This window comes from Sphingomonas folli, assembly GCF_019429525.1.
In the GTDB taxonomy this organism is placed as follows: Bacteria; Pseudomonadota; Alphaproteobacteria; order Sphingomonadales; family Sphingomonadaceae; genus Sphingomonas; species Sphingomonas folii.
In genome coordinates, this window is record NZ_JAHXZL010000007.1 from 244,588 (window position 1) to 267,611 (window position 23,024).

The 23,024-nt window shown below is 72.5% G+C and carries 26 protein-coding genes; 15 read left to right on the top strand and 11 right to left on the bottom strand.

Annotated elements, in window-relative coordinates:
* Positions 1-36 precede the first annotated feature (36 nt).
* The 4 genes from KZ813_RS12715 (at position 37) to ftsZ (ending at position 4,947) form a co-directional block, all read left to right on the top strand.
* Entirely contained in the window at positions 37-1,068 is a 1,032-nt protein-coding gene (locus KZ813_RS12715; RefSeq protein WP_373369279.1) for a D-alanine--D-alanine ligase, read from the top strand.
* Positions 1,065-2,039, top strand: coding sequence for a cell division protein FtsQ/DivIB (locus tag KZ813_RS12720; RefSeq protein WP_219755337.1), 975 nt, complete (start codon positions 1,065-1,067; stop codon positions 2,037-2,039). Before KZ813_RS12715 ends, KZ813_RS12720 begins: the two co-directional genes overlap by 4 nt.
* Positions 2,040-2,061: 22 nt before the next feature.
* The gene (ftsA, locus tag KZ813_RS12725; protein WP_219755338.1) at positions 2,062-3,321 is read left to right on the top strand and encodes a cell division protein FtsA; all 1,260 of its coding nucleotides are present in this window, start codon (positions 2,062-2,064) and stop codon (positions 3,319-3,321) included.
* 117 nt (positions 3,322-3,438) lie between these two features.
* Positions 3,439-4,947, top strand: a complete 1,509-nt coding sequence (ftsZ, locus tag KZ813_RS12730) for a cell division protein FtsZ (RefSeq protein WP_219755339.1) — start codon at positions 3,439-3,441, stop codon at positions 4,945-4,947.
* A 130-nt stretch (positions 4,948-5,077) separates the two neighbouring features.
* On the opposite strand, the gene KZ813_RS12735 is transcribed toward ftsZ, so the two are convergent.
* The 5 genes from KZ813_RS12735 to KZ813_RS12755 all read right to left on the bottom strand — a co-directional run bounded on the left by KZ813_RS12735 (position 5,078) and on the right by KZ813_RS12755 (position 8,924).
* Positions 5,078-5,968, bottom strand: a complete 891-nt coding sequence (locus KZ813_RS12735; protein WP_219755340.1) for a bestrophin family protein — start codon at positions 5,966-5,968, stop codon at positions 5,078-5,080.
* Positions 5,965-6,243 carry a hypothetical protein gene (locus tag KZ813_RS12740; RefSeq protein WP_219755341.1) on the bottom strand — a complete coding sequence of 93 codons (279 nt, stop codon included), beginning with the start codon at positions 6,241-6,243 and terminating at the stop codon, positions 5,965-5,967. The genes KZ813_RS12735 and KZ813_RS12740 overlap by 4 nt, the downstream gene beginning before the upstream one ends.
* A gap of 206 nt (positions 6,244-6,449) precedes the next feature.
* Positions 6,450-6,614, bottom strand: a complete 165-nt coding sequence (locus tag KZ813_RS12745; protein ID WP_219755342.1) for a hypothetical protein — start codon at positions 6,612-6,614, stop codon at positions 6,450-6,452.
* 121 nt (positions 6,615-6,735) lie between these two features.
* Positions 6,736-7,524, bottom strand: a complete 789-nt coding sequence (locus tag KZ813_RS12750) for an SDR family oxidoreductase (RefSeq protein WP_219755343.1) — start codon at positions 7,522-7,524, stop codon at positions 6,736-6,738.
* A gap of 254 nt (positions 7,525-7,778) precedes the next feature.
* Positions 7,779-8,924, bottom strand: a complete 1,146-nt coding sequence (locus KZ813_RS12755) for an acyl-CoA dehydrogenase family protein (protein ID WP_219755344.1) — start codon at positions 8,922-8,924, stop codon at positions 7,779-7,781.
* Between the two features lie 441 nt (positions 8,925-9,365).
* On the opposite strand from KZ813_RS12755, the gene KZ813_RS12760 reads away from it, so the two are divergent.
* Positions 9,366-9,863, top strand: coding sequence for a CHAP domain-containing protein (locus KZ813_RS12760; RefSeq protein WP_219755345.1), 498 nt, complete (start codon positions 9,366-9,368; stop codon positions 9,861-9,863).
* A 234-nt stretch (positions 9,864-10,097) separates the two neighbouring features.
* On the opposite strand, the gene msrB is transcribed toward KZ813_RS12760, so the two are convergent.
* Entirely contained in the window at positions 10,098-10,595 is a 498-nt protein-coding gene (gene msrB, locus KZ813_RS12765; protein ID WP_219755346.1) for a peptide-methionine (R)-S-oxide reductase MsrB, read from the bottom strand.
* A gap of 91 nt (positions 10,596-10,686) precedes the next feature.
* On the opposite strand from msrB, the gene KZ813_RS12770 reads away from it, so the two are divergent.
* The 8 genes from KZ813_RS12770 (at position 10,687) to KZ813_RS20390 (ending at position 15,540) form a co-directional block, all read left to right on the top strand.
* Positions 10,687-10,959, top strand: coding sequence for a hypothetical protein (locus tag KZ813_RS12770; protein ID WP_219755347.1), 273 nt, complete (start codon positions 10,687-10,689; stop codon positions 10,957-10,959).
* A gap of 51 nt (positions 10,960-11,010) precedes the next feature.
* Complete coding sequence (locus tag KZ813_RS12775) at positions 11,011-12,273, top strand: glutamate-5-semialdehyde dehydrogenase (RefSeq protein ID WP_219755348.1); 1,263 nt, start codon at positions 11,011-11,013, stop codon at positions 12,271-12,273.
* Positions 12,270-12,527, top strand: coding sequence for a CopG family ribbon-helix-helix protein (locus KZ813_RS12780; RefSeq protein ID WP_219755349.1), 258 nt, complete (start codon positions 12,270-12,272; stop codon positions 12,525-12,527). Before KZ813_RS12775 ends, KZ813_RS12780 begins: the two co-directional genes overlap by 4 nt.
* 40 nt (positions 12,528-12,567) lie before the next feature.
* The gene (locus KZ813_RS12785; RefSeq protein ID WP_219755350.1) at positions 12,568-12,969 is read left to right on the top strand and encodes a type II toxin-antitoxin system RelE/ParE family toxin; all 402 of its coding nucleotides are present in this window, start codon (positions 12,568-12,570) and stop codon (positions 12,967-12,969) included.
* A complete protein-coding gene (locus tag KZ813_RS12790) occupies positions 12,966-13,604 on the top strand; it encodes a nicotinate-nucleotide adenylyltransferase (RefSeq protein WP_219755351.1) in 639 nt (212 codons plus the stop codon). Before KZ813_RS12785 ends, KZ813_RS12790 begins: the two co-directional genes overlap by 4 nt.
* Before the next feature lie 9 nt (positions 13,605-13,613).
* Entirely contained in the window at positions 13,614-14,003 is a 390-nt protein-coding gene (rsfS, locus tag KZ813_RS12795; RefSeq protein ID WP_219755352.1) for a ribosome silencing factor, read from the top strand.
* 126 nt (positions 14,004-14,129) lie between these two features.
* The gene (locus tag KZ813_RS12800; RefSeq protein WP_219755353.1) at positions 14,130-14,552 is read left to right on the top strand and encodes a 23S rRNA (pseudouridine(1915)-N(3))-methyltransferase RlmH; all 423 of its coding nucleotides are present in this window, start codon (positions 14,130-14,132) and stop codon (positions 14,550-14,552) included.
* Positions 14,553-14,562: 10 nt separating this feature from the next.
* Positions 14,563-15,540, top strand: coding sequence for a murein hydrolase activator EnvC family protein (locus KZ813_RS20390; protein WP_219755354.1), 978 nt, complete (start codon positions 14,563-14,565; stop codon positions 15,538-15,540).
* A 129-nt stretch (positions 15,541-15,669) separates the two neighbouring features.
* Here the strand turns inward: KZ813_RS20390 and KZ813_RS12810 are convergent, their stop codons facing one another.
* From KZ813_RS12810 to KZ813_RS12825, 4 genes are read right to left on the bottom strand one after another with little or no spacing between them, the layout of a single operon-like run.
* Positions 15,670-16,626 (bottom strand): Gfo/Idh/MocA family protein, encoded by a 957-nt coding sequence (locus KZ813_RS12810; protein WP_308461881.1) that lies wholly within the window; start codon positions 16,624-16,626, stop codon positions 15,670-15,672.
* Entirely contained in the window at positions 16,623-17,618 is a 996-nt protein-coding gene (gene araD1, locus KZ813_RS12815) for an AraD1 family protein (protein WP_219755355.1), read from the bottom strand. Before araD1 ends, KZ813_RS12810 begins: the two co-directional genes overlap by 4 nt.
* Positions 17,615-18,253 (bottom strand): 2-dehydro-3-deoxy-6-phosphogalactonate aldolase, encoded by a 639-nt coding sequence (locus KZ813_RS12820; RefSeq protein WP_219755356.1) that lies wholly within the window; start codon positions 18,251-18,253, stop codon positions 17,615-17,617. Before KZ813_RS12820 ends, araD1 begins: the two co-directional genes overlap by 4 nt.
* On the bottom strand, positions 18,250-19,128 hold the full coding sequence (locus tag KZ813_RS12825) for a 2-dehydro-3-deoxygalactonokinase (protein ID WP_219755357.1): 879 nt from the start codon (positions 19,126-19,128) through the stop codon (positions 18,250-18,252). Before KZ813_RS12825 ends, KZ813_RS12820 begins: the two co-directional genes overlap by 4 nt.
* A 91-nt stretch (positions 19,129-19,219) precedes the next feature.
* On the opposite strand from KZ813_RS12825, the gene KZ813_RS12830 reads away from it, so the two are divergent.
* Positions 19,220-20,098, top strand: coding sequence for an SMP-30/gluconolactonase/LRE family protein (locus tag KZ813_RS12830; RefSeq protein ID WP_219755358.1), 879 nt, complete (start codon positions 19,220-19,222; stop codon positions 20,096-20,098).
* Between the two features lie 174 nt (positions 20,099-20,272).
* On the opposite strand, the gene KZ813_RS12835 is transcribed toward KZ813_RS12830, so the two are convergent.
* On the bottom strand, positions 20,273-21,592 hold the full coding sequence (locus KZ813_RS12835) for a sugar MFS transporter (RefSeq protein ID WP_219755359.1): 1,320 nt from the start codon (positions 21,590-21,592) through the stop codon (positions 20,273-20,275).
* Between the two features lie 192 nt (positions 21,593-21,784).
* On the opposite strand from KZ813_RS12835, the gene KZ813_RS12840 reads away from it, so the two are divergent.
* On the top strand, positions 21,785-22,897 hold the full coding sequence (locus KZ813_RS12840) for an aldose epimerase family protein (RefSeq protein WP_219755360.1): 1,113 nt from the start codon (positions 21,785-21,787) through the stop codon (positions 22,895-22,897).
* Positions 22,898-23,024 lie beyond the last annotated feature (127 nt).

Below are 23,024 nucleotides of genomic sequence, written 5' to 3' on the forward strand. Positions count from 1 at the left end.
GGTGGTGAAGGGGGCTCGCCTCATGGCGCTTCGCTCGTGGAGAGCCCCCTCCACCAGCCTTCGGCTGGTCCCCCTCCCCGTGCCGGGGAGGATTTTCGTCGTTTCCACGTCGCCGTCCTGATGGGCGGTTGGTCGGCGGAGCGCGCGGTGTCGCTCCACTCGGGCGCCGGCGTCGCGGAGGCGCTCGAGTCGCTCGGCCACCGCGTCACCCGCGTCGACCTGACCCCGACCGTCGCCGCCGACCTCGCCGCGGCCGCGCCCGACCTCGTCTTCAACGCGCTCCACGGTACGCCGGGCGAGGACGGCAGCGTGCAGGGCCTGCTCGAGCTGATGGGGCTGCGCTACACCCACTCGGGGCTCGCCACCTCGGTGATCGCGATCGACAAGGTGCTGACCAAGCAGGTGCTCGTCCCCGCGGGCGTGCCGATGCCGGGGGGGCGCATCGTGAAGTCCGCCGAGGTGTACGAGGCCGATCCGCTGCCGCGCCCCTACGTCCTCAAGCCCGTCAACGAGGGCTCGTCGGTAGGCGTCGCGATCGTCACCGAGGGCGGCAACTACGGCTCCCCGATCGGGCGCGACACCGCGGGGCCCTGGCAGGAGTTCGACGAGCTGCTCGCCGAGCCGTACGTCCGCGGGCGCGAGCTGACCACCGCGGTGCTCGACGGCGCCGACGGCCCGCGCGCGCTCGGCGTCACCGAGCTGCGGCCGAAGTCGGGCTGGTACGATTACGACGCCAAATACACCGACGGCATGACCGAGCATCTCTTCCCCGCGCCCGTGCCCGACGAGATCGCCGAGGCGTGCCGCGGCCTCGCGCTACAGGCGCATCGCGTGCTCGGCTGCCGCGGGTGCAGCCGCTCGGACTTCCGCTGGGACGACGAGCGCGGCGTCGACGGGCTGTTCCTGCTCGAGGTCAACACCCAGCCCGGGATGACCGCGCTGAGCCTCGTTCCCGAGCAGGCGCGCCACACCGGCATGAGCTACGCCGAGCTGGTGCAGGCGATCGTCGTCGCCGCGATGCGCGCGCCCGCCCCCAGAGCGGCCGCCCGCGCGAGGGACGCGGCGTGAGCCGCACCATCAAGCGCGGCGGGCCGCCGCCGCGGCGCGCGGTCAGCAACCGGCGGCGCGCGCCCAAGGTGTCGCTCGGCGACCGGCTGATCGCGCGCCTGCCGGTGAGCGAGGAGACGCTGCGCCGCGCGGTGACCTGGACGCTGCTCGGCGGCGTGGGCGCCGCGGCGCTGTCGCTCGCCACCGTGCTGGGGGTGCCGCAGGCGATCGGCGTCGGCATCGCCGAGGCGGCGGGGCGTGCCGGGCTGGAGGTCGAGCAGGTCGACATCACCGGGCTCAAGCGGATGGATCGCGAGACGGTCTATGCGATCGCGCTGGAGGACCAGCCGAGCCGCGCGATGCTGCGCGTCGACCTCGCGCGCGTGCGCGAGCGGCTGCTCGTCTATGGTTGGATCGCCGACGCCTATGTCGCGCGGCGGCTGCCCGACCGTCTGCTGATCCACATCACCGAGCGCGAGCCCGCCGCGATCTGGCAGGACAACGGCCAGCTCACGCTGATCGACGCGACCGGCCGGCTGCTCGCCCCGGTCGATCCCGCGCATATGCCCGACCTGCCGCTGGTGATCGGGCCGGGCGCGGACCGGCAGGAGGCGGGCTATCAGGCGCTGCTCGCCGCCGCCCCCGCGCTCAAGCCGCGCATCCGCGCCGCCAGCTGGATCGGCAACCGCCGCTGGGACCTCACCTTCGACACGGGCGAGACGCTGGCGCTGCCGCAGGACGGCGCGGCGCAGGCGCTGGTCAAGTTCGCGCAGCTCGACGGCGCGCGCTCGCTGCTCGGCAAGGGCTGGGTGCGCTTCGACCTGCGCGATCCCGCCAAGCTGGTGGCGCGCAAGCCGGGGCAGGACCTGCACCAGCGCTTGCAGGACGACGGCAACACCGACGCGGTGGCGGGCAACGCGACCGACCAGGGCGGCGGTAACGAGACGACGGCGACGCGCGCGCGGGAAACGACGCGCGTCGGCGAGGCGTAGGACAGGGCGTGAGGGGGACAGCATGGCCAAGGCAGCACCGGACGGTTTGATCACCGCACTCGACATCGGCTCGTCCAAGGTGTCGGCGATGATCGCGCAGAAGGGCGACGGCGGCGAGCTGGTGGTGCTCGGCACCGGCCAGCGCGAGAGCCGCGGCGTCAAGCGCGGCTATATCGCCGACATGGACTCGACCGAGGTCGCGGTGCGCGAGGCGGTCGAGCAGGCCGAGCGGATCGCAGGCTTCAACATCGAGAACGTCTGGGCGGGCTTCTCCGCCGGCGGGCTGGTGAGCGACGAGGCCTTCATCGAGGCCGAGCTCGGCGGCATGCGGATCGAGCAGGCCGATATCGACGCCTTGCTCCAGGAGGGGCGCCAGTCGATCGACCCGGCGGGACGGATGGTGCTCCACGCCCAGCCCGCGCTCTACACGCTCGACGGGCTGACGGGCGTGAAGAAGCCGCTGGGGCTCCACGCCGACCGGCTCGGCGTCCACATCCACGTCATCGCCGCCGACGGCTCGCCGGTGCGCAACCTCGACCTGTGCGTCCGCTCGGCGCACCTCGAGGTGAAGTCGATCATCGCCGCGCCGGTCGCCACCGGCCTGGCCTGCCTCAGCCCCGAGGAGCGCGACCTCGGCGTCGCGTTGGTCGAGATCGGCGCGGGGATCACGAACGTGTCGCTGTTCGCCGGCTCGATGCTCGTCGGGCTGAAGTCGATCCCCTTCGGCGGCGCGGACATCACCGACGACATCGCCTCGGCCTTCGGCACGACGCGGCTCCAGGCCGAGCGGATCAAATGCTTCCACGGCTCGGCCAACGCGAGCCCGCGCGACAACCACGAGATGGTGACGATCCGCGAGCGCACCGACGACGAGGATTCGGAGGCGCTGCAGATCACCAAGGCGGCGCTGATCGCGGTGATCCGCCAGCGGCTGGAGCATCTCACCAGCGAGATCCAGGCGGCGCTGAAGGAGCTGAAGTTCGAGGGGCCGGTCGGGCGCCAGGTGGTGCTGACCGGCGGCGGAGCGGAGCTCAAGGGCATCGCCGACTATGCCCAGCAGGCGCTCGGGCGCTCGGTCCGCGTCGGCCGGCCCAAGGGACTGACCGGGCTGCCCGAGGCGCATTCGGGGCCGGGCTTCGCCACGCTGGCGGGGCTGGCCTTCTTCGCCGCGAGCGATCCGATCGACCTGCGCGGACTGGTGCCGTCGCAGCAGATGGTCCATCGCCAGCGCGGCCTGCGCGGATTCTGGAAGCTCGTGCAGGCGGCCAAGGCGAATTATTGACGCGGCTACAGGGCGTTTCGCGGTGTTTCCTCTTCCACCCGGCGTCTCGTTGTTGCACATCGGTAGAAATTAACCGCGCGAGTGACGGCGGCGCGGAGCGGACGGAGTAAGCACGCGATGAGCATCGAATTCATCACCCCGGATCTCGACGATCTCACCCCGCGCATCACCGTCGTGGGGGTCGGCGGCGCCGGCGGCAACGCCATCGCCAACATGATGCGCGCCGACGTGCAGGGCGTGCAGTTCCTCGTCGCCAACACCGACGCGCAGGCGCTGAAACAGTCCGAGGCGGAGCAGAAGATCCAGCTCGGCGCCAAGATCACCCAGGGCCTGGGCGCGGGCAGCCGCCCCGAGATCGGCCGCGCCGCCGCGGAAGAGACGATCGACGAGCTGTCGCGCCTGCTCGAGGGCAGCCACATGTGCTTCATCGCCGCGGGCATGGGCGGCGGCACCGGCACCGGCGCCGCCCCGGTGATCGCCAAGGCCGCGCGCGACATGGGCATCCTGACCGTCGGCGTCGTCACCAAGCCGTTCAGCTTCGAGGGCAACCGCCGCGCCAAATCGGCCGACGCCGGCATCGAGGAGCTGCAGAAGTTCGTCGACACGCTGATCGTGATCCCGAACCAGAACCTGTTCCTGGTCGCCAACGCCAACACCACCTTCAAACAGGCCTTTGAGATGGCCGACGAGGTGCTCCAACAGGGCGTGCGCGGCATCACCGACCTGATGGTGATGCCCGGCCTCATCAACCTCGATTTCGCCGACGTCCGCTCGGTAATGCAGGAGATGGGCAAGGCGATGATGGGCACCGGCGAGGCCGAGGGCGACGACCGCGCGCTGATCGCGGCGCAGAAGGCGATCGCCAACCCGCTGCTCGACGGCGTCTCGATGCAGGGCGCCAAGGGCGTGATCGTGTCGATCACCGGCGGCGACGACATGCGCCTGCTCGAGGTCGACGAGGCCGCCAACCACATCCGCGAGCTGGTCGACCCGGACGCCAACATCATCTGGGGCTCGGCGTTCAACCCCGAGCTGGAGGGCAAGATCCGCGTCTCGGTGGTCGCCACCGGCATCGAGAACAGCGTGGGCACCGCGGCGCCCGCGACCAGCGCCCCGGCCGAGCCGACTCGCACCTTCAGCTTCTCGGCGCCGCGCCGCGGCGACGCCGCGCCCGCCGCCGCGGCCCCGACCCCCGCGCCGCAGCCGGCCCCCGCGCCGACCCCGACGCCCGCGCCGGTGCCGAGCGCCTATCAGCCGACCCCTGAGGTGCCGCCGCAGCAGCCGAGCGGCGCCGCCGCGGGCGCGATGGCGCAAGGCGTGCCGCCGACCACCTCGGGCCCGGTCGTGGATCCCGTTCCGGCATCCGCGCCCGGCGCGCCGGCGGACGACGAACTGCTGCTCGGCACCGACTCGCTGATGCCGCCGGCCGCCGCGGGCGACGCCGCGCGCCGTCGCTTCCTCGCACCGGGCGGCGAGGGTGAGGAGGCGCCGCCGCAGCCGCGCGTCAAGCTGGGCGGTACGCTGTTCGAGCGGATGCAGAACGCCACCCGCAACGCCGGCGGCCGCAGCGACGAGGGCGAGGGCGGCGACCTGCCGCGTTTCCTCCACCGCCAGAACAACCAGTGAGCTGAGACGGGGCGGCGCGCCCCGTGGTGGCGAAGGGTGCGATGGTCGGCGGCGTCGCGGTATGGGGCGGCCGCTGACCGTCAAAGTGCCGGGGTGACGGGCGCGGATCAGTGCGCCGGCCGCACTCGCCTCACCACAGCACGCTCCGCACCGGCTGGAGCGGCGCGGGCGCGTCATAGCCGGCGGCCTGGAGCAGATCGATCTCGATCGTCCGGCACATCGCGCACAGTGGCACGTCGTGGACCGTGTCGGCGAAGGGGTCGACCAGATCGTCGGCGACCTGCAGTCCGGCGAGGAACATGAACCCCGCCACCGACGAGCCGATCGGCGTCGCCCATTCCAGCGTCTCCACCAGGCCGAACGGCAGCAGCAGACACATCAGTTTGGCGAAGAACACCGGGAAGGTGCGATATTGCGCCGGCAACGGGGTGTTCTTGAGCCGCTCCATCCCGCCCTGCGCGTTGGCGATGTCGACCATCACGCGCTCGATCTGGGTCTGCTGGATCGTGTCGATCAGCCCCTCGCGGCGGATGTCGGCGATCATCCGCGTGGTGCCGTCGAGCAGCGCGTTGGCGGGGTTGGTGCGCGCCATCGCCGCGGCGGCCGCCTCCGTGCCCAGCAACCGCTCGATCTCGGGCGCCGGATCCTGCCGCCGCAGCTGGCAGCGCAGCGCGTGGACATAGGCGATCTGGCGCCGCACGATCATCCGCTTCATCGACGCGGCGGCGACGCTGTCGTCGGGGACGAAGCCCAGCACCGCGCGCGCGAGGCTGCGCGAGGCGTTGATCATCGCCCCCCATAGGGTCCGCCCCTCCCACCAGCGCTGATAGGCCGAGTTGGTGCGGAAGCCGAGGAACAGCCCGAGCACCGTGCCGAATAGGGTGATCGGCAGCGCTGGCGCGGCGAAGGGCAGCGCGTAGTAGAAGAGCGTGACCGCCGAATCCCACACGAACAGGACGGCGAGCGTGCGCCAGGCGGGATAGAGCGTCTGGCGGATCCGAGGTGCGCGACCGACGATCATTCGGCGGGCACGGCCTCGATCATGGCAGGGCGGGTCCCGGTCGCGTCGGCGTCATCGGCGCGCGCGACGATGTCGCCCAGCAGCTTGCGCGCGCCGAGCAGGAAGACCAGCGCGAACGCCTTGACGAACTCGCCGGACAGCGCGGGCGCGAGCTCCCGCTGCATCCGCGCGACCGCGACCAGGAGGAGCAGCGCGAAGGCCACGATCGGCAGCAACTCGACGTCGCGCCAGCTGAGCGGCTCGTCGTGGTGCGTATCGACCAAATAATGGATCATCGCTGCGTCTCCGAGGGCGGGGCGAACCGCTCTCGGTGGCGACGCGGCGCCGGGTCAACGCCGACGCGCGGACAGAAACACTATGTTTTGCCGAGGCTTGGTAGTGTTTCCTCTATCGTCGCTACGTGTCTGCCACGTTGCTGCGGCGCGGCGGGAGCATGTCCCGCGGCGCCCGGCCGGGTGCTAGCTTATCCGACCCGACCGAATCAGTCGTCGCCGAGCAGCGACGATCTGCGCGGGATCGTCTCGCCGTCGGGCTGTCCCTTGTCGAGTGTGTCGCTCGGCCGCCGCGCGTCGCCCTCGCGCTGATGCTCGGTCGAGAGATTGGGCCGGTCGGTCAGCTCGGTCGGTCTGGCGTCGTCCTTGTCCATGCACCGTCTCCTTCGCGTGGGAAACGGGCGGGGCAGGGAGGGCGTTCCGGTCACCCGCGACGAGGTTCCGCGGCGACACGCTCGGCGACTTCTCGGAACGGCTCCGCGCGGGCCGACCCCCTCACGCGTCGATACTGCTCCCGAGCGAGGCGTTGACCAGCCCGCCGTCGACCGCGATCGTCTCGCCGACGACATAGTCGCCCGCGCGGCTGGCGAGGAAGATCGCGGTGCCCGCCATGTCCTCCGCCGTGCCGATGCGGCGCGCCGGGATGCGCTTCGCCACCGCGTCGCCGTGGTCGCGCGCGGCGCGGTTCATCTCGCTCGCGAAGGCGCCCGGCGCGATCGAGCTGACGTGGATGCCGTCCTCCACCAGCCGCGCCGCCAGCCGGCGCGTGAGGTGGATCAGCGCCGCCTTGGACGCCTGGTAGCTGTACGTCTCCCACGGGTTGAGCCGCAGCCCGTCGACCGAGGTGACGTTGATAACCTTGGCGGGCGGGTGCGCCGCCGCGCCGGCGCACAGCAGGGGGTGGAGCGACTGGGTCAGGAAGAAGGGGGACTTGACGTTGAGGTCCATCACCTTGTCCCAGCCGCTCTCGGGGAAGTCGGTGAAGGGCACGCCCCAGGCCGCACCGGCGTTGTTGACGAGCACGTCGAGGCGCTGCTCGCGCTCACCCAGCGCCGCGGCGAGCGCGCGGCAGCCCTCGACCGTCGCCACGTCCATCGGCAGCGCGTGACAGCGCTCTCCCAGCGCGGCGGCGGTCTCCTCGCACGCCTCGGCCTTGCGGCTCGAGACGTAGACGGTGGCGCCCTGCGCGACGAAGCCCGCCGCGATCATCCGCCCGATGCCGCGGCTGCCGCCGGTGACGAGCGCGACGCGGCCGTCGAGCCGGAACAAGTGGTCGGTGTTCATATGCCTCTCCTGTGTACGGGGTTAGGGAGTCTTCCTCCTTGTTCGTCATCTCGAGCGTGCGCCACAGTCGTCCACCGCGCTGTCGCCCACCATCGTCATCCCCGCGGAGGCGGGGATCCAGACGCGCGGTCGACGCGGCTCCATCGAGGACCTGCGCGTCTGGATTCCCGCCTTCGCGGGAATGACGGAGAGAGGCTTGGCGGATCATTCCCGCCCGCGATGCCTGTCACGATGGAGACCTTCGCGGCGGCCGCTCACCCGCCGCGCTTCAGCGTCTCGCGGGCGATGATGAGCTGCTGGATCTGGCTGGTGCCCTCGTAGATGCGGAACAGCCGCACGTCGCGGTACAGTCGCTCGATCCCGTAATCGGCGATGTACCCCGCGCCGCCGTAGATCTGCACCGCGCGGTCGGCGACCCGGCCGACCATCTCGCTGGCGAAATATTTCGCCGCGGCGCTCTCCAGCACCACGTCGGTGCCGGCGTCCTTGCTCGCCGCGGTCTCGAGCACCAGCGCGCGCGCGGCGAGCGCCTCGGTCTTGCTGTCGGCGATCATCGCCTGGATCAGCTGGTGCTCGGCGATGGGCTTGCCGAACTGGTGCCGCTCACTGGCATAGCCGACACAGTCGGCGATCAGCCGCTCGGCCACGCCGACGCACACCGCGGCGATGTGGAGACGACCGCGATCGAGCACGCGCATCGCGATCTTGAAGCCCTCTCCCTCGCCGCCGAGCCGGTTGGCGACGGGCACCGCCACCTCGTCGAGATGGAGGTCGGCGACCTTGGCACCCTTCTGGCCCATCTTCTTCTCGGGCTCGCCGATCGACACGCCCGGGAGCGTGCGCGGTACCAGAAAGGCCGAGACGCCGCGGCCGCCCGGCACGTCGCCGGTGCGTGCCATGACGGTGAAGAGGTCGGCGCGGTCGGCGTTGGTGATGTAGCGCTTGGTGCCGGAGAGCCGGTAGATGTCGCCGTCGCGCACCGCGCGCGTCGCCACCGCACCGGAATCGCTGCCGACGCCGGGTTCGGTCAGCGCGAAGCTGGTGACGATCTCGCCCGCGGCGATGCGCGGCAGCCACTCGGCCTTCTGCTCGGGCGTGCCCGCGAGCACCAGCCCCTGGCTGCCGATCCCGACGTTGGTGCCGAAGACGGAGCGGAACGCGGGGGTGGTGCGCCCCATCTCGATCGCGACGCGCGCCTCCTCCGCCATGGTCAGGCCGAGCCCGCCATGATCCTCCGCGATCGACAGGCCGAACAGCCCCATCGCGCGCATCTCGGCCACGACCGCGTCGGGCACGGCGTCGTCGACCTCCACCTCCGCCTCGAGCGGGCGGAGCCGCTCCGCGACGTAGCGGCGGACGGTGTCGATCAGCGCGGCGAACGTGTCGGGATCCAGGGCCATGATGGGCGATCGGCTGTTGTGGGCAGCGCGACCCTAGGCGCGGCAACCGCGCACGACAAGCGCAGCGGCAGACCCGATCTTCTAAATTAGCGCTGCTGAACCGCGGACGCCGCATACTGACCTGAGGAATACGACGATCGTCCGGCGCGCGGTGCCGCCGGAGGATGGGAAGCGGCCTGCGAATATGGCGATTCGGTGGTGCTAAGACGGTGATTTTAACGGCCGATTCACACTCCCCGGCAGCGGTGCTGCCCTTTTCTTCGTCGGGGTGTTCGGCTCGTCGCCGCGGCAACTCGACTCGTCCGGAAAGGTTCCGGCGGCGTTTGTTCGCGCGGGAATTGCCACGTAGCAGAGGTTCAGCAGTTTCGAGAGACCGGGGGGTCACCCGTGAATTCCAAGGCTCTGACGGCGCGATTCGCGCTGGTGATATCGTGCGCCCTGATGACGGTGGCGCCGGCGCAGGCTCGGTACCTGCAGTGCGTGCCGTTCGCGCGCGAGGTCTCGGGCATCGCCATCCGCGGCAACGCCAACACCTGGTGGGGCCAGGCTGCCGGGCGCTACGAGCGCGGGCACGTGCCGCAGGAGGGGGCGGTGATGGCGTTCAAGGCGACGCGCGGCATGCCGGTCGGTCACGTGGCGATGGTCAGCCACGTCGTCAGCGAGCGCGAGGTGCTGCTCACCCACGCCAATTGGTCGCACCGCGGCGGGATCGAGCGCGACGTTCGCGCGGTCGACGTGTCGGCGGCGGGCGACTGGAGCGTGGTGCGAGTCTGGTATGCGGGCAACGGCGATCTCGGCACCACCAGCTATCCGCTCGCGGGCTTCATATACCCGGAGAAGGCGCCGGTGATCGAGACCGAGGCGCCGCTCGCGCCGATGACGATCGCGACCACCGCCGCCGCGCCGGTCGCCGGCGCCTTGCCCGTCGTCGCGGACTGACCGCGGCGCGGCTGATCACGCGCCGTCCCGCGCTGGCCTCCGGCAAGGTCGCCGACCAGGGCGCGCCATCCCCGGCCGTGAGCCGGCACTCGGCCTCGCGGGAGAGCTACGTCCGCGGCGCTCGCGCTACCGTGTAGGCTGGCTCGAGGCCGGCTAACGTCCATTCGGTCCGACGCGAGCGATGCAGCGGGCGGCCGACGCGAACGGGAGTGCGGCCGAACGGCCGCGTCGCGCTCACGCCGCCCGGAAGGTCATCGCCACGCCGTTCATGCAATAGCGTTTGCCCGTCGGCGGCGGGCCGTCGTCGAAGACATGGCCGAGATGGCCGCCGCAGCGGCGGCAATGTACCTCGGTGCGCGCCATGCCGAGACTGCGGTCGGTCCGCGTCGCCACCGCGTCGCGCAGGGGCGCGTAGAAGCTGGGCCAGCCCGTGCCGCTGTCGAACTTCGTCTTGGACGAGAACAGCGGCGCCGCGCAGCCCTTGCACGCGAAGGTGCCGGGGCGATGCTCGTCGTTGAGCGGGCTGGTGAAGGGCCGCTCGGTCCCCTCGTGGCGCAGGACGTCATAGGCGGCGGGGCCGAGTTGCTGGCGCCATTGCGCGTCGGTCTTGGTCACCGCGAATTGCTCGGGGGCCGCCTCGGCCGCGCGCCCGCATCCGACGAGCGCGACACCGGCGGTGCCGAGCGAGGCGAGCGCGAGGAAGCGGCGGCGGTGAAGCGGGTCATGGGTCATGCGGCACGATATAAGATCGCGCCGCGGCGCCGCCAGCGCGGGAACCGCGATTTCCTCGCTTGGGTTAAGATGCTGCAACCGAGCCCTCTTCATGTCCTTTCAGCAGCTCGATCCACCGCTACCGGTCCAGGTGCTCGATCGCGGCGCGGGCTATGCCTTCGCGGTGATCGACCATGGTCAGGAGCACGATCTGATCTGGGTCACCGCGCTCAACGAGACCGGCGAGATCTGGTGCGCGCCCGACCCCCGCGTCCGGCTGCAGGCGAACTGGACGAGGGGCCGCGCCAAGCCGCCCGCGGTCGCCGCGACGCGCGACGGCGCCTGCGTCGTGCCCGAGATGCCGCTGACCGCCGCGCCGCTGTAGCGCGACGCGCCGGCTGGGCGCGGCGGCGCTCGCGTGCTACCGCCGCGCGCGATGCTCGACCCGCGATCCGTTGCCGTCCTGATCAACACCATGACCGCGCACGCGCGCACGGCAGCGCACGCGCTCGCCGGCGCGGAGGACGTCGCCAAGGCGCGGGCGCTGGAGGCCGGTGCGGCCGCGCTGCGAGACCATGCGGCGGCGATCCTGCGCGCCAACGCCGAGGATGTCGCGCGCGCGACCGACAGGGCGCTCTCGCCGGCGCTGATCGACCGCCTCCGCCTCGATCCCGCGCGGCTCGCCGCGACCGCGGACGGGGTCGCCGCCGTCGCCGCGCTCGCCGATCCGGTCGGTCAGGTGATCGATCGCACCACCCGCCCCAACGGGCTGGCGCTGAGCCGTGTGCGGGTCCCGATCGGCGTGATCGGCATCGTCTACGAGAGCCGGCCCAACGTCACCGCGGACGCCGCCGCGCTGTGCGTCCGCTCGGGCAACGCGGTGATCCTGCGCGGCGGTTCCGAGGCGGTGGCGAGCAACCGCGCGCTCCACGCCGCGCTGGTGGAGGGCCTGGTCGCGGGCGGGCTGCCCGCCGACGCCGTCCAGCTCGTCCCCACGACCGACCGCGCGGCGGTGGGCGCGATGCTGGCCGCCGAGGGCGCGATCGACCTGATCATCCCGCGCGGCGGCAAGAGCCTGGTCGCGCGCGTCCAGGCCGAGGCGCGCGTGCCGGTGCTGGCGCATCTCGACGGCGTCAACCACGTCTTCGTCCACGCCTCGGCCGACCCCGACATGGCGCGCGCGGTGGTGATCGACGCCAAGCTGCGCCGCACCGGCGTGTGCGGCGCGATGGAGACGCTGCTGGTCGATCGCGCCTGGCCGCACGCGGCGGGGCTGCTCACCGCGCTGTCCGACGCCGGCTGCACGCTGCGCGGCGACGCGGCGGCGCGCGCGCTGCTCCCCACGATGGCGCCGGCCGACGAGAGCGACTGGAACGCGGAATATCTCGACGCGATCGCCGCGGTGGCGCTGGTCGACGGGCTCGACGGTGCGCTCGCGCACATCGCGCGCCACGGCTCGCACCATACCGACGCGATCGTCGCCGCGGACGAGCGCGCGGCGGAGCGCTTCCTCGCCGCGGTCGATTCCGCGATCGTGCTGTGGAATGCCTCGACCCAGTTCGCGGACGGCGCCGAGTTCGGGCTGGGCGCCGAGATCGGCATCGCCACCGGGCGGCTGCACGCGCGCGGTCCGGTCGCGCTGGAGGGGCTGACGACGTACAAGTGGCTCGGGCGCGGCACCGGCCAGGTGCGCGGGTGAGCGCGCGCGCGATCACCGCCGAGCTCGACGACGCGACCGTGGCGCTGGTCGACTCGATCGCGGCGGCGCGCGGCATCACGAGCGAGGCCTTCGCCGCCTCGGCGATCCGCGACGCGGTGGCGCGCGAGGCAGTGGCCGACGGCTTCGTCCAGCTCGGCATCGACCAGGTCGAGCGCGGCGAGACGGTCGACCACGAGGAGGTGATGCGCGCGCTGGAGGCGATGATCGCGCGGCATCGCGCCCGATGCGGCTAGCGGCGGTCGCGGCGGCGCCGCGCGCGACGACGTCGGTCGCGTGAGGGACTGGTGGAGCGGACCGCCCGCCCGTCGTCGCGCCAGCGCGCTCGCGCCCAGCACGCTGCCCGTGGTGTGGGCGCGCGCCGCGCTCGACGACCTGATCGCGATCGACGCCTGGCTCGACGAGCATGTCTCGGCCGCGACCGCGCTGGCGATGGTCACCGCGATACGGCGTCGCGCCGACTTCCTGCGCGACTTTCCCTACGGCGGCCGGCGCCACCGCCGCGACACGCGCGTGCTGCGCGTGCTAGGGACGCCCTATCTGATCCACTATCGGCTCGCGGCGCGGCGCTGCGAGGTGCTGCGCGTGTACCATGAGCGCGAGGATTGGCGCGAGGACGATGCCGCGCCGGGTCGCGCCGCCGCCCCGGCGCGCGGCGACGGCGCGGGGCTGACATGAGCCGCCGGGTCGGCCTGCTCGGCGGCTCGTTCAACCCGGCGCATCGGGGCCACCGCCATCTCACGCTGGCGGCGATCCGCGCACTCGACCTGGACGAGGTGTGGTGGCTGGTCTCCCCGGGCAACCCGCTGAAGCCGAGGCGCGGCATGGCGCCGCTGGCGGCGCGGCTCGCCTCCGCGCGCGCGATGGCGCGGCGCGCGCCGATCCGCGCCACCGACATCGAGGCGCGGCTACGCACGCGCTACACCGCCGACACGTTGGCGCAGCTGTCGCGGCGCTTCCCGCGCACGCGCTTCCTGTGGATCATGGGATCGGACAATCTCGCGCAATTCCACGAGTGGCAGCGCTGGCGCACGATCGCGCGGACGATGCCGATTGCGGTCGTGGCGCGCCCGGGCTATGATGCACGCGCCCTCGCGGCCCCCGCGATGGGTTGGCTGCGGCGCTTTCGGCGGCCCGCACGCCAGGCGAGGAAGTGGACCGAGTGGAGTGTGCCAGCCCTGGTGCTGCTACGTTTCCGCCCTGACCCGACGTCCGCGACGCAGCTTCGCGCCGCTGACCCTGCCTGGCACCTTCGTTTCGCCGATCCCATATCCACAGCCGACACGCCCGCCGCAGCGCCCGCGGCATCTTGAGGAGCCACCTTGCCCGCCACTGACCCCGCTCACCGCACCGCCGACGCCGACCAGGCCGCGGCGCTGCACCAGCTCGTCCTGCGATCGCTCGACGACGACCAGGCGGTGGACACGATCTCGATCCCGCTCGCGGGCAAGTCGTCGATCGCGGACCATATGGTGATCGCCAGCGGGCGCTCGACCCGCCAGGTCGCCTCGATGGCGTCGAAGCTGGCCGAGAGGATCAAGGGCGAGACCGGCCGTTCGGCGCGGATCGAGGGGCTGCCCAGCGCCGACTGGGTGCTGATCGACGCGGGCGACGTGATCGTCCACCTCTTCCGCCCGGAGGTGCGCAGCTTCTACAATCTCGAGCGGATGTGGTCCTTCGGCGACGCGCCACCGGCGGCCGGGGTGGCGTGACCTCCGTCTTTGTCCCTCTCCGCCGAGAGGCGGGTGGCGGACCGCGGGGCCGACGCAGGGGTGATGCGGCCGGCGACGACGCACAGGCCGGATGACGCCGCCCCGCGCGGCCGCTAACCTCACCCCATGCTGCTCCACATCGTCGCGCGCGGACGGATCGGGCGCTCGCCCGAGGCCGAGCTGGTCGACCGTTATATCAAGCGGATCGTTTGGCCGACGCGGCTGAGCGAGCTGCCCGACCGCGGCGGGCGCGAGCCCGATCGACCGGCACAGGGCCGCCGCGTGCTGCTCGACGAGAAGGGCGAGATGCTCGGCTCCGCCGCCTTCGCCGCGACGCTGGGCCGCTGGCGCGACGACGGCGTGCGGGAGGCGCGCTTCCTGATCGGCGCGGCCGACGGCTTCGACGACACCGAACGCGGCGAGGCCGACCTGCTGCTCTCCTTCGGCCGCGCCACCTGGCCGCACCTGCTCGCGCGCGCGATGCTGGCGGAGCAGCTGTTCCGCGCCACCAGCATCATCGCTAACCACCCTTACCATCGCGAGGGCTGAGGCGGTGCGCGTGACCCGCGCCGGCGCGGCGCTCGCGCTCGCGCTGCTGGCGCCCGCCGCGGCGGCGCTGCCCGATGCGCCCGCTCGCCGAAGCGGCACGCAACTGGCCGGCGCCGAGGCGGAGATCGCCGCCGAGCGCGCGCGCGCCGACGCGATCGCGGGACGGCTGGCGCGACAGCGGGCGGCGCTCGCCGCCGAGCAGGGCCCGATCGTCCGGCTCGTCGCCGCGGTCGCCGCGGTCGCGCGACGCCCGCGCGCGGCGCTGCTGTTGCGTCCGGGCAGCGTCGCCGATCTCGTCCATGTCGAGGCGGTGCTCGGGGCCGCGGCGCCCCGGCTCGAGCGGCGCACCGCGGCGCTGCGCGCTGCGCTGGCGCGGACGCGCGCGCTGGCGGCGAGCGCTGCCGCGACCGAGCGCGCGCTCACCGCCGAGCGTGCGCGGCTGGTCGAGGCGCGCGAGAGGCTGGCCGCGCTGAGCGACGGCGACGAGCGCGCGCTCGCGCTGGAGGAATCGGCGCGCGACACCGCCGATCGCATCGCCGCGCTGGGCGGCGCGCAGGCGGTGCTCGGCGACCTGATCGCGTTGCCCGCGCCGCCGCGAGCGGAGGCGACGGGCGGGCCGCTGCCGTCGGCCTATCGCCTGCCGGCGCGGGGACGGCTCGTCACCGGGCTCGGCGAGCTGTCGGGCAACGGCGTGCGCTCGCGCGGGCTGACGCTGGCGGTGCCGCGCGGCGCGACGGTGGTCGCCCCCGCGGCGGGGACGGTGCGCTACGTCGGCGCGTTCCGCAGCTACGGCACGATCGTGATCCTCGACCATGGCGCCGGCTGGCAGACGCTGGTGACCGGGATCGGCACGCCCGCGGTGACGCGCGGCGCGGCGGTCGCGGCGGGAGCGTCGCTCGGTCGCACGCCCGAGCGCGGTGAGACGACGGTCACCGTCGAGCTGCGCCGGCGCGGCGTGCCGGTCGACGTCGCGCAACTGGTGGGGTGAGGGGGCCGCATATCCGCGCTATTGTCCCGCGAGCACGGGGATCCGGGGCCAGACGGCGAGGCGGCGACGCCTGACGGCCCGGGCTCCCGCGCGCGCGGGAGAACGAGGGACGGGCGCCGCCCCGGGAGATCACTCCACGAACGGCTCGACGCCGATGTGGCGCCCGCGCAGGAAGGCGTCCGCCACCAGCCGCAGCGGCGCGACGTCGACGTCGGATTCGCCCGCGCGGACGATCTCGCCGAAGCGGCGGTACAGCCCGGGATATTCGCCGTGCAGGTCGGCGTCGCGCGCGATCGCCTCCGCGCCGTCGATCGTCAGCACCGAGCCGCCCTTGGCGAGCAGCAGCGTGCCCGCGTCGGTCTCCACCTCGATGTCCCAATGCTGCGGACCCTCCTGGCGGAAGTCGAGGTCCATCGCGATCGCGCTGCCGGCGGTGTCGCGGAAGGCGACCCGCGCGGCGATCGGCGCGGCGCGGTTCGACGGCACGTCCAACTCGGCGGTCTCGACGAAGAAGGGCCGCGGCAGGATCCGAGTCGCGATCGACAGGGCGTTGATGCCGGGGTCGAACACGCCGAAGCCGCCGGGCTCCCAGATCCAGTCCTGCCCCGGGTGCCAGACCCGCACGTCCTCGCGCCAGGTGATCGTCGCCCGCCGCACCATGCGCTCGGCGAGCCAGGCGCGCGCGGGCTCGACGCCGTCGGCGTAGCGCGAGTGCCAGCTGGCGAACAGGCTCACCCCGCGCGCCGACGCCGCGTCGCGCAGCGCGATCACCTCGGCCAGCGTCGCGCCGGGCGGCTTCTCGAGGAAGACGTGCCAGCCCTGCTCGATCGCGAACTGCGCGATGGCGCGGCGCACCTGCGGCGGGGTGCAGAGCGCGACCGCGTCCACCGCGACGTCGCTCGCGGCGAGCGCCTCGACGTTGGGGAAGAAGGGCAGACCGTCGACGCTCTCGCCGCTGCGGCTGACGGTGGCGACCAGTTCGAAATGCTCGCTCGCCGCGATCGCGGGGAGGTGCTGGTCGTGCGCGATCTTGCCCATGCCGACCAGCGCGAGGCGGATCGGGCCGCTCCCCGGTTGGCCGCTCACAGCGCGCGCACCTCGATCGAGACGGCGGGCGCGTCGGTCAGCGGGTTGCGCAACGGCAGCGCGAAGGGCGCGGCGGCGATCTCGAAGACGTCGCCGGGCCGGGTCCTCACGCCGTCCGCCACCGACAGCGTCGCGGTGCCGAAGAAATGGACGTGGACGTCGCCGGGGCGGCGGAAGCCGGCGTACTTGAAATGGTGGTGCTCCAGGTTGGCGAGGTGGTGCGACATATTGTCCTCGCCGGTCAGGAAAGGCTTCTCCCACAAGGTGGCGCCGTCGCGGACGATGCGGCTGGTGCCGCGGATGTCGGAGGGGGGCGTACCCAGCAGCAGCTCGGGGCCGAGCGCGGCCTGGCGCAGCTTGGAATGCGCCAGCCAGAGGTAATTGTGCTTCTCGGTGACGTGGTCGCTGAACTCGTTGGCGAGCGCGACTCCCAGGCGATACGGCGTGCCGTCCTCGCCGATCAGGTAGATGCCGGCGAGCTCGGGCTCCTCGCCGCCGTCCTGCGCGAAGGCGGGCGAGGCGAGCGGCGCCTCGGGGGCCACCAGCGACTGCCCGTCGCCCTTGTAGAACCACTCGGGCTGCTGGCCGACCGTGCCCGCCGCGGGCTTGCCACCCTCGACACCCTCCAGGAACATGCGCATCGAGTCGGTCTGGTGCGCCGCGTCTGAGGCGGCCTTGTGCATCTGGTCGCGTCCCTCGGCCGAGCCGAGATGGGTCAGCCCGGTGCCGGCGAGCAGCAGCCGTGCGCCGTCCTCATGGTCGATCGCGGGGAGAAGGCGCTTGGCGTCCAGCTCGGCGGCGAGGTCCACCGCCTCGTCGGTCCGGCGCGCCGCGGCGGCCTCGGCCAGCGTGGTGCCGCGCGCGATCGCCTCCAGCGCCAGCGCGCGCGTGGTGGCGACGCCGTCGAGGAAACGAGCGCTGTCGCCCTCGGCGAGGATGACGCGACGGCGACCTTCGTCGTCGCGGTGCTGGAGCAGGCGGGTGAAGCTCATGCGAGGTCCTCGAGCGCGGCGATATACTGGCGGGCGTCCTTGCCCACCGCCTCGGCGGATTTGCCGGGGCGGTAGAGGTTGGAGCCGAGCCCGAAGCCGTCGGCGCCCGCGGCGCGCCATTCGGCCATGTTGTGCGGGGTGATGCCGCCGACCGCGAGCATCCGCGCCGCCTTGGGCAGCACCGCGCGCTGCGCCTTGAGATAGGCGGGTATGGTGCCGTCGGCGGGGAACAGCTTGAGCGCGGTCGCGCCCGCGGCGAGCGCGGCGAAGCCCTCGCTCGCGGTGAAATAGCCCGGCATCGAGATCAGCCCGGCCGCGGCGCTCGCGCGGATCACGTCGGCGTCGGTGTTGGGCGAGACGATCAATGTGCCACCCGCGTCGCGCACGCGCGCGACGTCGTCGGTGGTCAGCACCGTGCCCGCGCCGACCATCGCGCGCCCCGCGAGCCGCTCGGCGAGCAGGCGGATGCTGTCGAACGGGTCGGGCGAGTTGAGCGGCACTTCCAGCAGCGTGAAGCCCGCCGCGACCAGCGCCTCACCCACCGCCGGCGCCTCGGCGGGGGTGAGGCCGCGCAGGATCGCCACCAGCGGCGCCTGACGGAAGGCGGCGTCGAACGACGCGTGCAGATCGGTCATCGGGTCATCTCCCACAGCCGGTGGATCCCGGCGGCGAAGGCGCGCTCGCTGTCGAGCGCCAGGGCGGTGCCGCCGCACGACTCGATCGCGGCGGCGTAGAGTGTCGCGAGGTCGCCGCCGGCCAGCAGCTGGACCGTGCGGCCGGCCAGGTCGGTCCGCGCGCCGACGTCGGCGCCGATCAGCACGCCGCTGGCGAAGCTGGCGGCATCGGCGGCGTCGAGTCGGTCGAGCAGGACTCGCGCGCGCACCTCGAACAGCGCGACGGTGAGGTCGCGCGCACCCGCCCCGCGCGCCACGCCGGCGCGGAAGGCGGCGCCGTCGGCGACGGGGCCGTCGAGCATCGCGCTGAGGATACCGTGGCCGCGCAGCAGCGCGAACAGCTCGCCGGTCAGCGCGGTGGCGACGTCGGTGATGCGGCCGGCGACCGTGGCGATCCATTTGTTGTGCGTGCCGGGCTGGCAGAACAGTGCGTCCTGGGGCGCGAGCCGGGCGGCGAGCGCGCCGAGCACCTGCACCTCCTCGCCGCGCATCACGTCGGCGCGCGCGCCGCCGCGCAGCGCTATCCCGGGCAGCAGCAGCGCGTCCTGTTCCGGCAGGCGCAGCGCGCCGGCGGCGAGCGCGGCGAGGTCAGCGGGGGCGTCGACATAGGGCACCTCGCGCCAGCCGCGGTTCGAGCCGACCATGCCCGCGGCGATCACGGGCAGGTCGCCGAGCCGCGCGCGGACGGCGGCCAGCTCGGCGGGATAGTCGCCGGCGGCGAGCGCGAGCACCCCGCGCGAGTCGCGCACCGACTCGCCCAGCGTCCCGTCCGCCGCGACGCGCCAGGCGCGGCGGTTGGTCGTGCCCCAGTCGATGGCGATATAGTCGCCCGCCACGCATCCCTCCTAATCTATTTGTAAGACATAAACCGCTGTGCGATCAGGTCAAGACGGCGCTGGCGCGGCGACACGGCAGAGGAGAGCGGTGATGACGGACGAGGTGACATTGCTGTGGCGCGGCGGTGCGCTGCTGGGCGAGGGGCCCGCCTGGGACCCCGCGCGCGGCGTGCTGTGGTTCGTCGACATCAAGCGCCGCCGCGTCCACCGCTACGATCCGGCGAGCGGCGCGGTGGACCAGTGGGACGCGCCGGCGCAGGTCGGCTGGGTGCTGCCCGCCGACGACGGCGCGCTGATCGCCGGGCTGCAGACCGGGCTGGCGCGGTTCGACCCGGCGGCGGGCAGCTTCTCCCACCTCGCCGAGGTCGAGCCCGAGCTGCCCGGCAACCGGCTCAACGACGCCACGGTGGCGCCCGACGGCGCGATCTTCTTCGGCTCGATGGACGACGGCGAGAGCGCCGTGACCGGGCGGGTCCATCGCTGGGACGGCAGCGCGGCGGTGGCGACCGCGATCCCGGCGGTGGCGATCACCAACGGCCCCGGCATCGCCCCCGACGGGCGGACCTTGTACCACGTCGACACGGTCGGCGGCGTGATCCACGCCGTGGCGCTCGCGTCCGACGGGACGACGGGGGCGATGCGCGAGTTCGCGCGGATCGATCCCGCGGACGGCCATCCCGACGGCGTGACGGTCGACTCGGCGGGCAACGTCTGGGTCGGGCTATGGGGCGGCTGGCGCGCTCGGCTCTACTCGCCGGCGGGCACGATCCTGCGCGAGGTGCGCCTGCCCGCGTCGAACGTCACCAAGGTGGCGCTGGGCGGCCCCGACCTGCGTACGGCATTTGTCACGACCGCGAGCGTCGGCCTCGACGACTCCCAGCGCGCGGCGCAGCCAGAGGCGGGCGGGCTGTTCAGCTTCGCGGTCGAGGTGCCGGGCCAGCCGCTGCCGCCGGCGCGCGCGGGCGGGTGAGGGGGCGCTGGCGGGAGCGGCACGAGTAGGCGGGCCTGACCGCGAGGGAGCCGTCGATCCTCCCCTGCGAGGGGAGGAATATCGTGCTCGACTCCTCCACCCCCAGCCAAACGGCCGGCGCTCCCCTGCGGGAACCCCGGCCGCACGCGCATCATCAGCGTCGCGCCGCCATCCTCAGGCGCCGGTCTCCTGCGCCGCGCTGTCGGGGAAGGCGTTGGTCGGGCGCGAGCCCCACAGCGCGTAGAACAGCACGTACAGCTCGCACGCCGCGGGGACGAGGAACGAGATGCTGAGCCCGTGATGGTCGGCGATCCACGCCTGCACCGTCGCCAGCGCGCCGCCCGCGATCGCCATGATCAGCAGGCCCGAGCCCTCCTCGGTGAGCGGCCCGAGGCCCTTGATCCCCAGCGTGAAGATCGTCGGGAACATGATCGAGTGGAACAGCCCGACGAGCACCAGCGCCCACATCGCGACATGGCCGGTGAACAGCACCGCGGTCATCACCAGCACGAAGGCGACCAAAGCATTGAACGCCAGCAGCTTCTCGGGCGCGATCGAGCGCATGATCGCGGCGCCGACGAAGCGACCGACCATCATCCCGCCCCACAGCAACGTGAGATAGCCGCTGGCATCGGCGGCGCTGAGATTGGCGATCTGCGGCTGCTGGATGAAACTGATCAGCAGCGAGCCGACGCAGATTTCGGCCAGCACGTACAGGCCGATCGCGGGAACGCCGAACACCAGATTGCGGTGCTGGAACAGCGAGTGGCGACGGCGCTCGTCGGCGGCGATGCGATTGGTGGCCGAGCCGAGCAGGGGCAGCTTGAACAGCGCGATCGTCACCGCGATCACCACCAGCACGCCCGCGATCAGGATATAGGGCATCTGCACCGACTGCGCGTCGGCCAGCCGCTGCGCCGCGCTCAGCTGGGTGGTGCCGCTCTCGCTCGTGCCCGAGGCCGAGCGCGACAGGATCAGCATCGCGCCGAAGGTCGGCGCCACGAAGGTGCCGAGCGAGTTGAACGCCTGCACCAGATTGAGCCGGAACGACGCGCTCTCGGGCGGGCCGATCACCGCGACATAGGGGTTGGCCGCGACCTGGAGCAGCGTGATGCCGGTGGCGAGCACGAACAAAGCGGTGAGGAAGACGCCGTAGGAGGCGAGCTGCGAGGCCGGCACGAAGCCCAGCGCGCCGACCGCCATGATCAGCAGCCCGACGACCATCGACTTCTTGTACCCGATCCGCTCGATCAGCTTGGCGGCGGGGAAGGAGGCGACGCCGTAGGCGATGAACCAGACGAACTGGATCAGCAGCGACTGGGTGTAGTTGAGGTCGAACACCGCCTTGAGATGCGGGATCAGGATGTCGTTGAGGACGGTGATGAAGCCCCACATGAAGAACAGCGAGGCCAGCAGCGCGAGCGCGGGGCGATACGAGACGGCACCTCCGCCCCCCGTCGCGACAGCGCCGCTGGAAATCGGTGGTCCGGCCATCATCCTCTCCCTGTGACGCGCGGAACTGGGTTGCGCGTGCTCGATATGTCTGACTATATTCGGGGTGGTATCCCGGTCAATGCGGAAACGCCGCGGAACGGCGACGCTGGGGCGGGTGGCTAGGACGTTCGGGAGAGGTCGGCAATGGTCGGAGTGGCTGCGGTCCGAGTGGCTGCGTGGGGCGGATGGGCGATGATGGCCGGTAGCCTGCTCGCGGCGGCGGGCGCCGAGGCCGCGACCGCCAAGCGCGAGGCGTTCGGCCAGCTGCCCGACGGCACCGCGATCGAGGCGGTGGTGCTCAGCGGCAGCAACGGCGTCAGCGCGCGCGTGATGACGCTGGGCGCGACGCTCCAGTCGCTCAACGTGCCGGGGCGCGACGGCAAGGTCGCCGACATCACGCTCGGCTACGACGATGCCGCGAGCTACGTCACCAAACCAAATTTCTGGGGGCAGACGGTCGGCCGCTACGCCAACCGCATCCGCGAGGGCAAGTTCGCGCTCGACGGCAAGAGCTATCAGCTGCCGCTCAACGACAAGACCAACTCGCTCCACGGCGGCACCAGGGGCTTCGACAAGGTGGTCTGGAAGATCACCGAGGTGAAGTCCGGTCCGAAGGCCAGCGTCACCATGGTGATGACCAGCCCCGCGGGCGACCAGGGCTATCCCGGCACGCTCCAGGTGACCGCCACCTACAGCCTCGACGACGCGGGCGCGCTGACGATCGACCTCGGCGCCAAGACCGACGCGCCGACCGTCGTCAATCTCACCAACCACGCGCTGTTCGACATGGCGGGCGAGGGCTCGGCGGGCGGCATCTACGCGCAGAGACTGACGATCCCGGCGAGGCGCTACACGCCGGTCGACGCCACGCTGATCCCGACCGGCGAGCTCAGGCCGGTGGCGGGCACGGTGTTCGACTTCACCCAGGGGCGCGTCGTGGGCGAGGGCGTGCGCGACGGGCGCGACCCGCAGATCGTGATCGGCCGCGGCTACGATCATAATTTCGCGCTCGACAAGGGCGCCACCAGGGAACCGCAGCTGGCCGCGCGGCTGGAGGACCCGGTGTCGGGCCGCGTGCTCGAGGTGCTCACCACCGAGCCGGGCGTGCAATTCTACTCGGGCAACTTCCTCGACGGGTCGCTGGTCGGCAAATCGGGTCACGTCTATCGCATGGGCGACGGCATCGCGCTGGAGCCGCAGAAATTCCCGGACACTCCCAATCAGCCGGCATTCGGCTCGGCGCGGGTCGACCCGGGCAAGCCTTACCATCACATCATGGTCTTCCGCGTCTCGACCGCGCGCTGACCCGGAGCGAGCGATGACCCAGAGCAACGAGACGCCGGCGCTGCGGAGCCGGGCGTGGTTCGACAATCCCGCGAACATCGACATGACGGCCTTGTACCTGGAGCGCTACCTGAACTTCGGGCTGTCG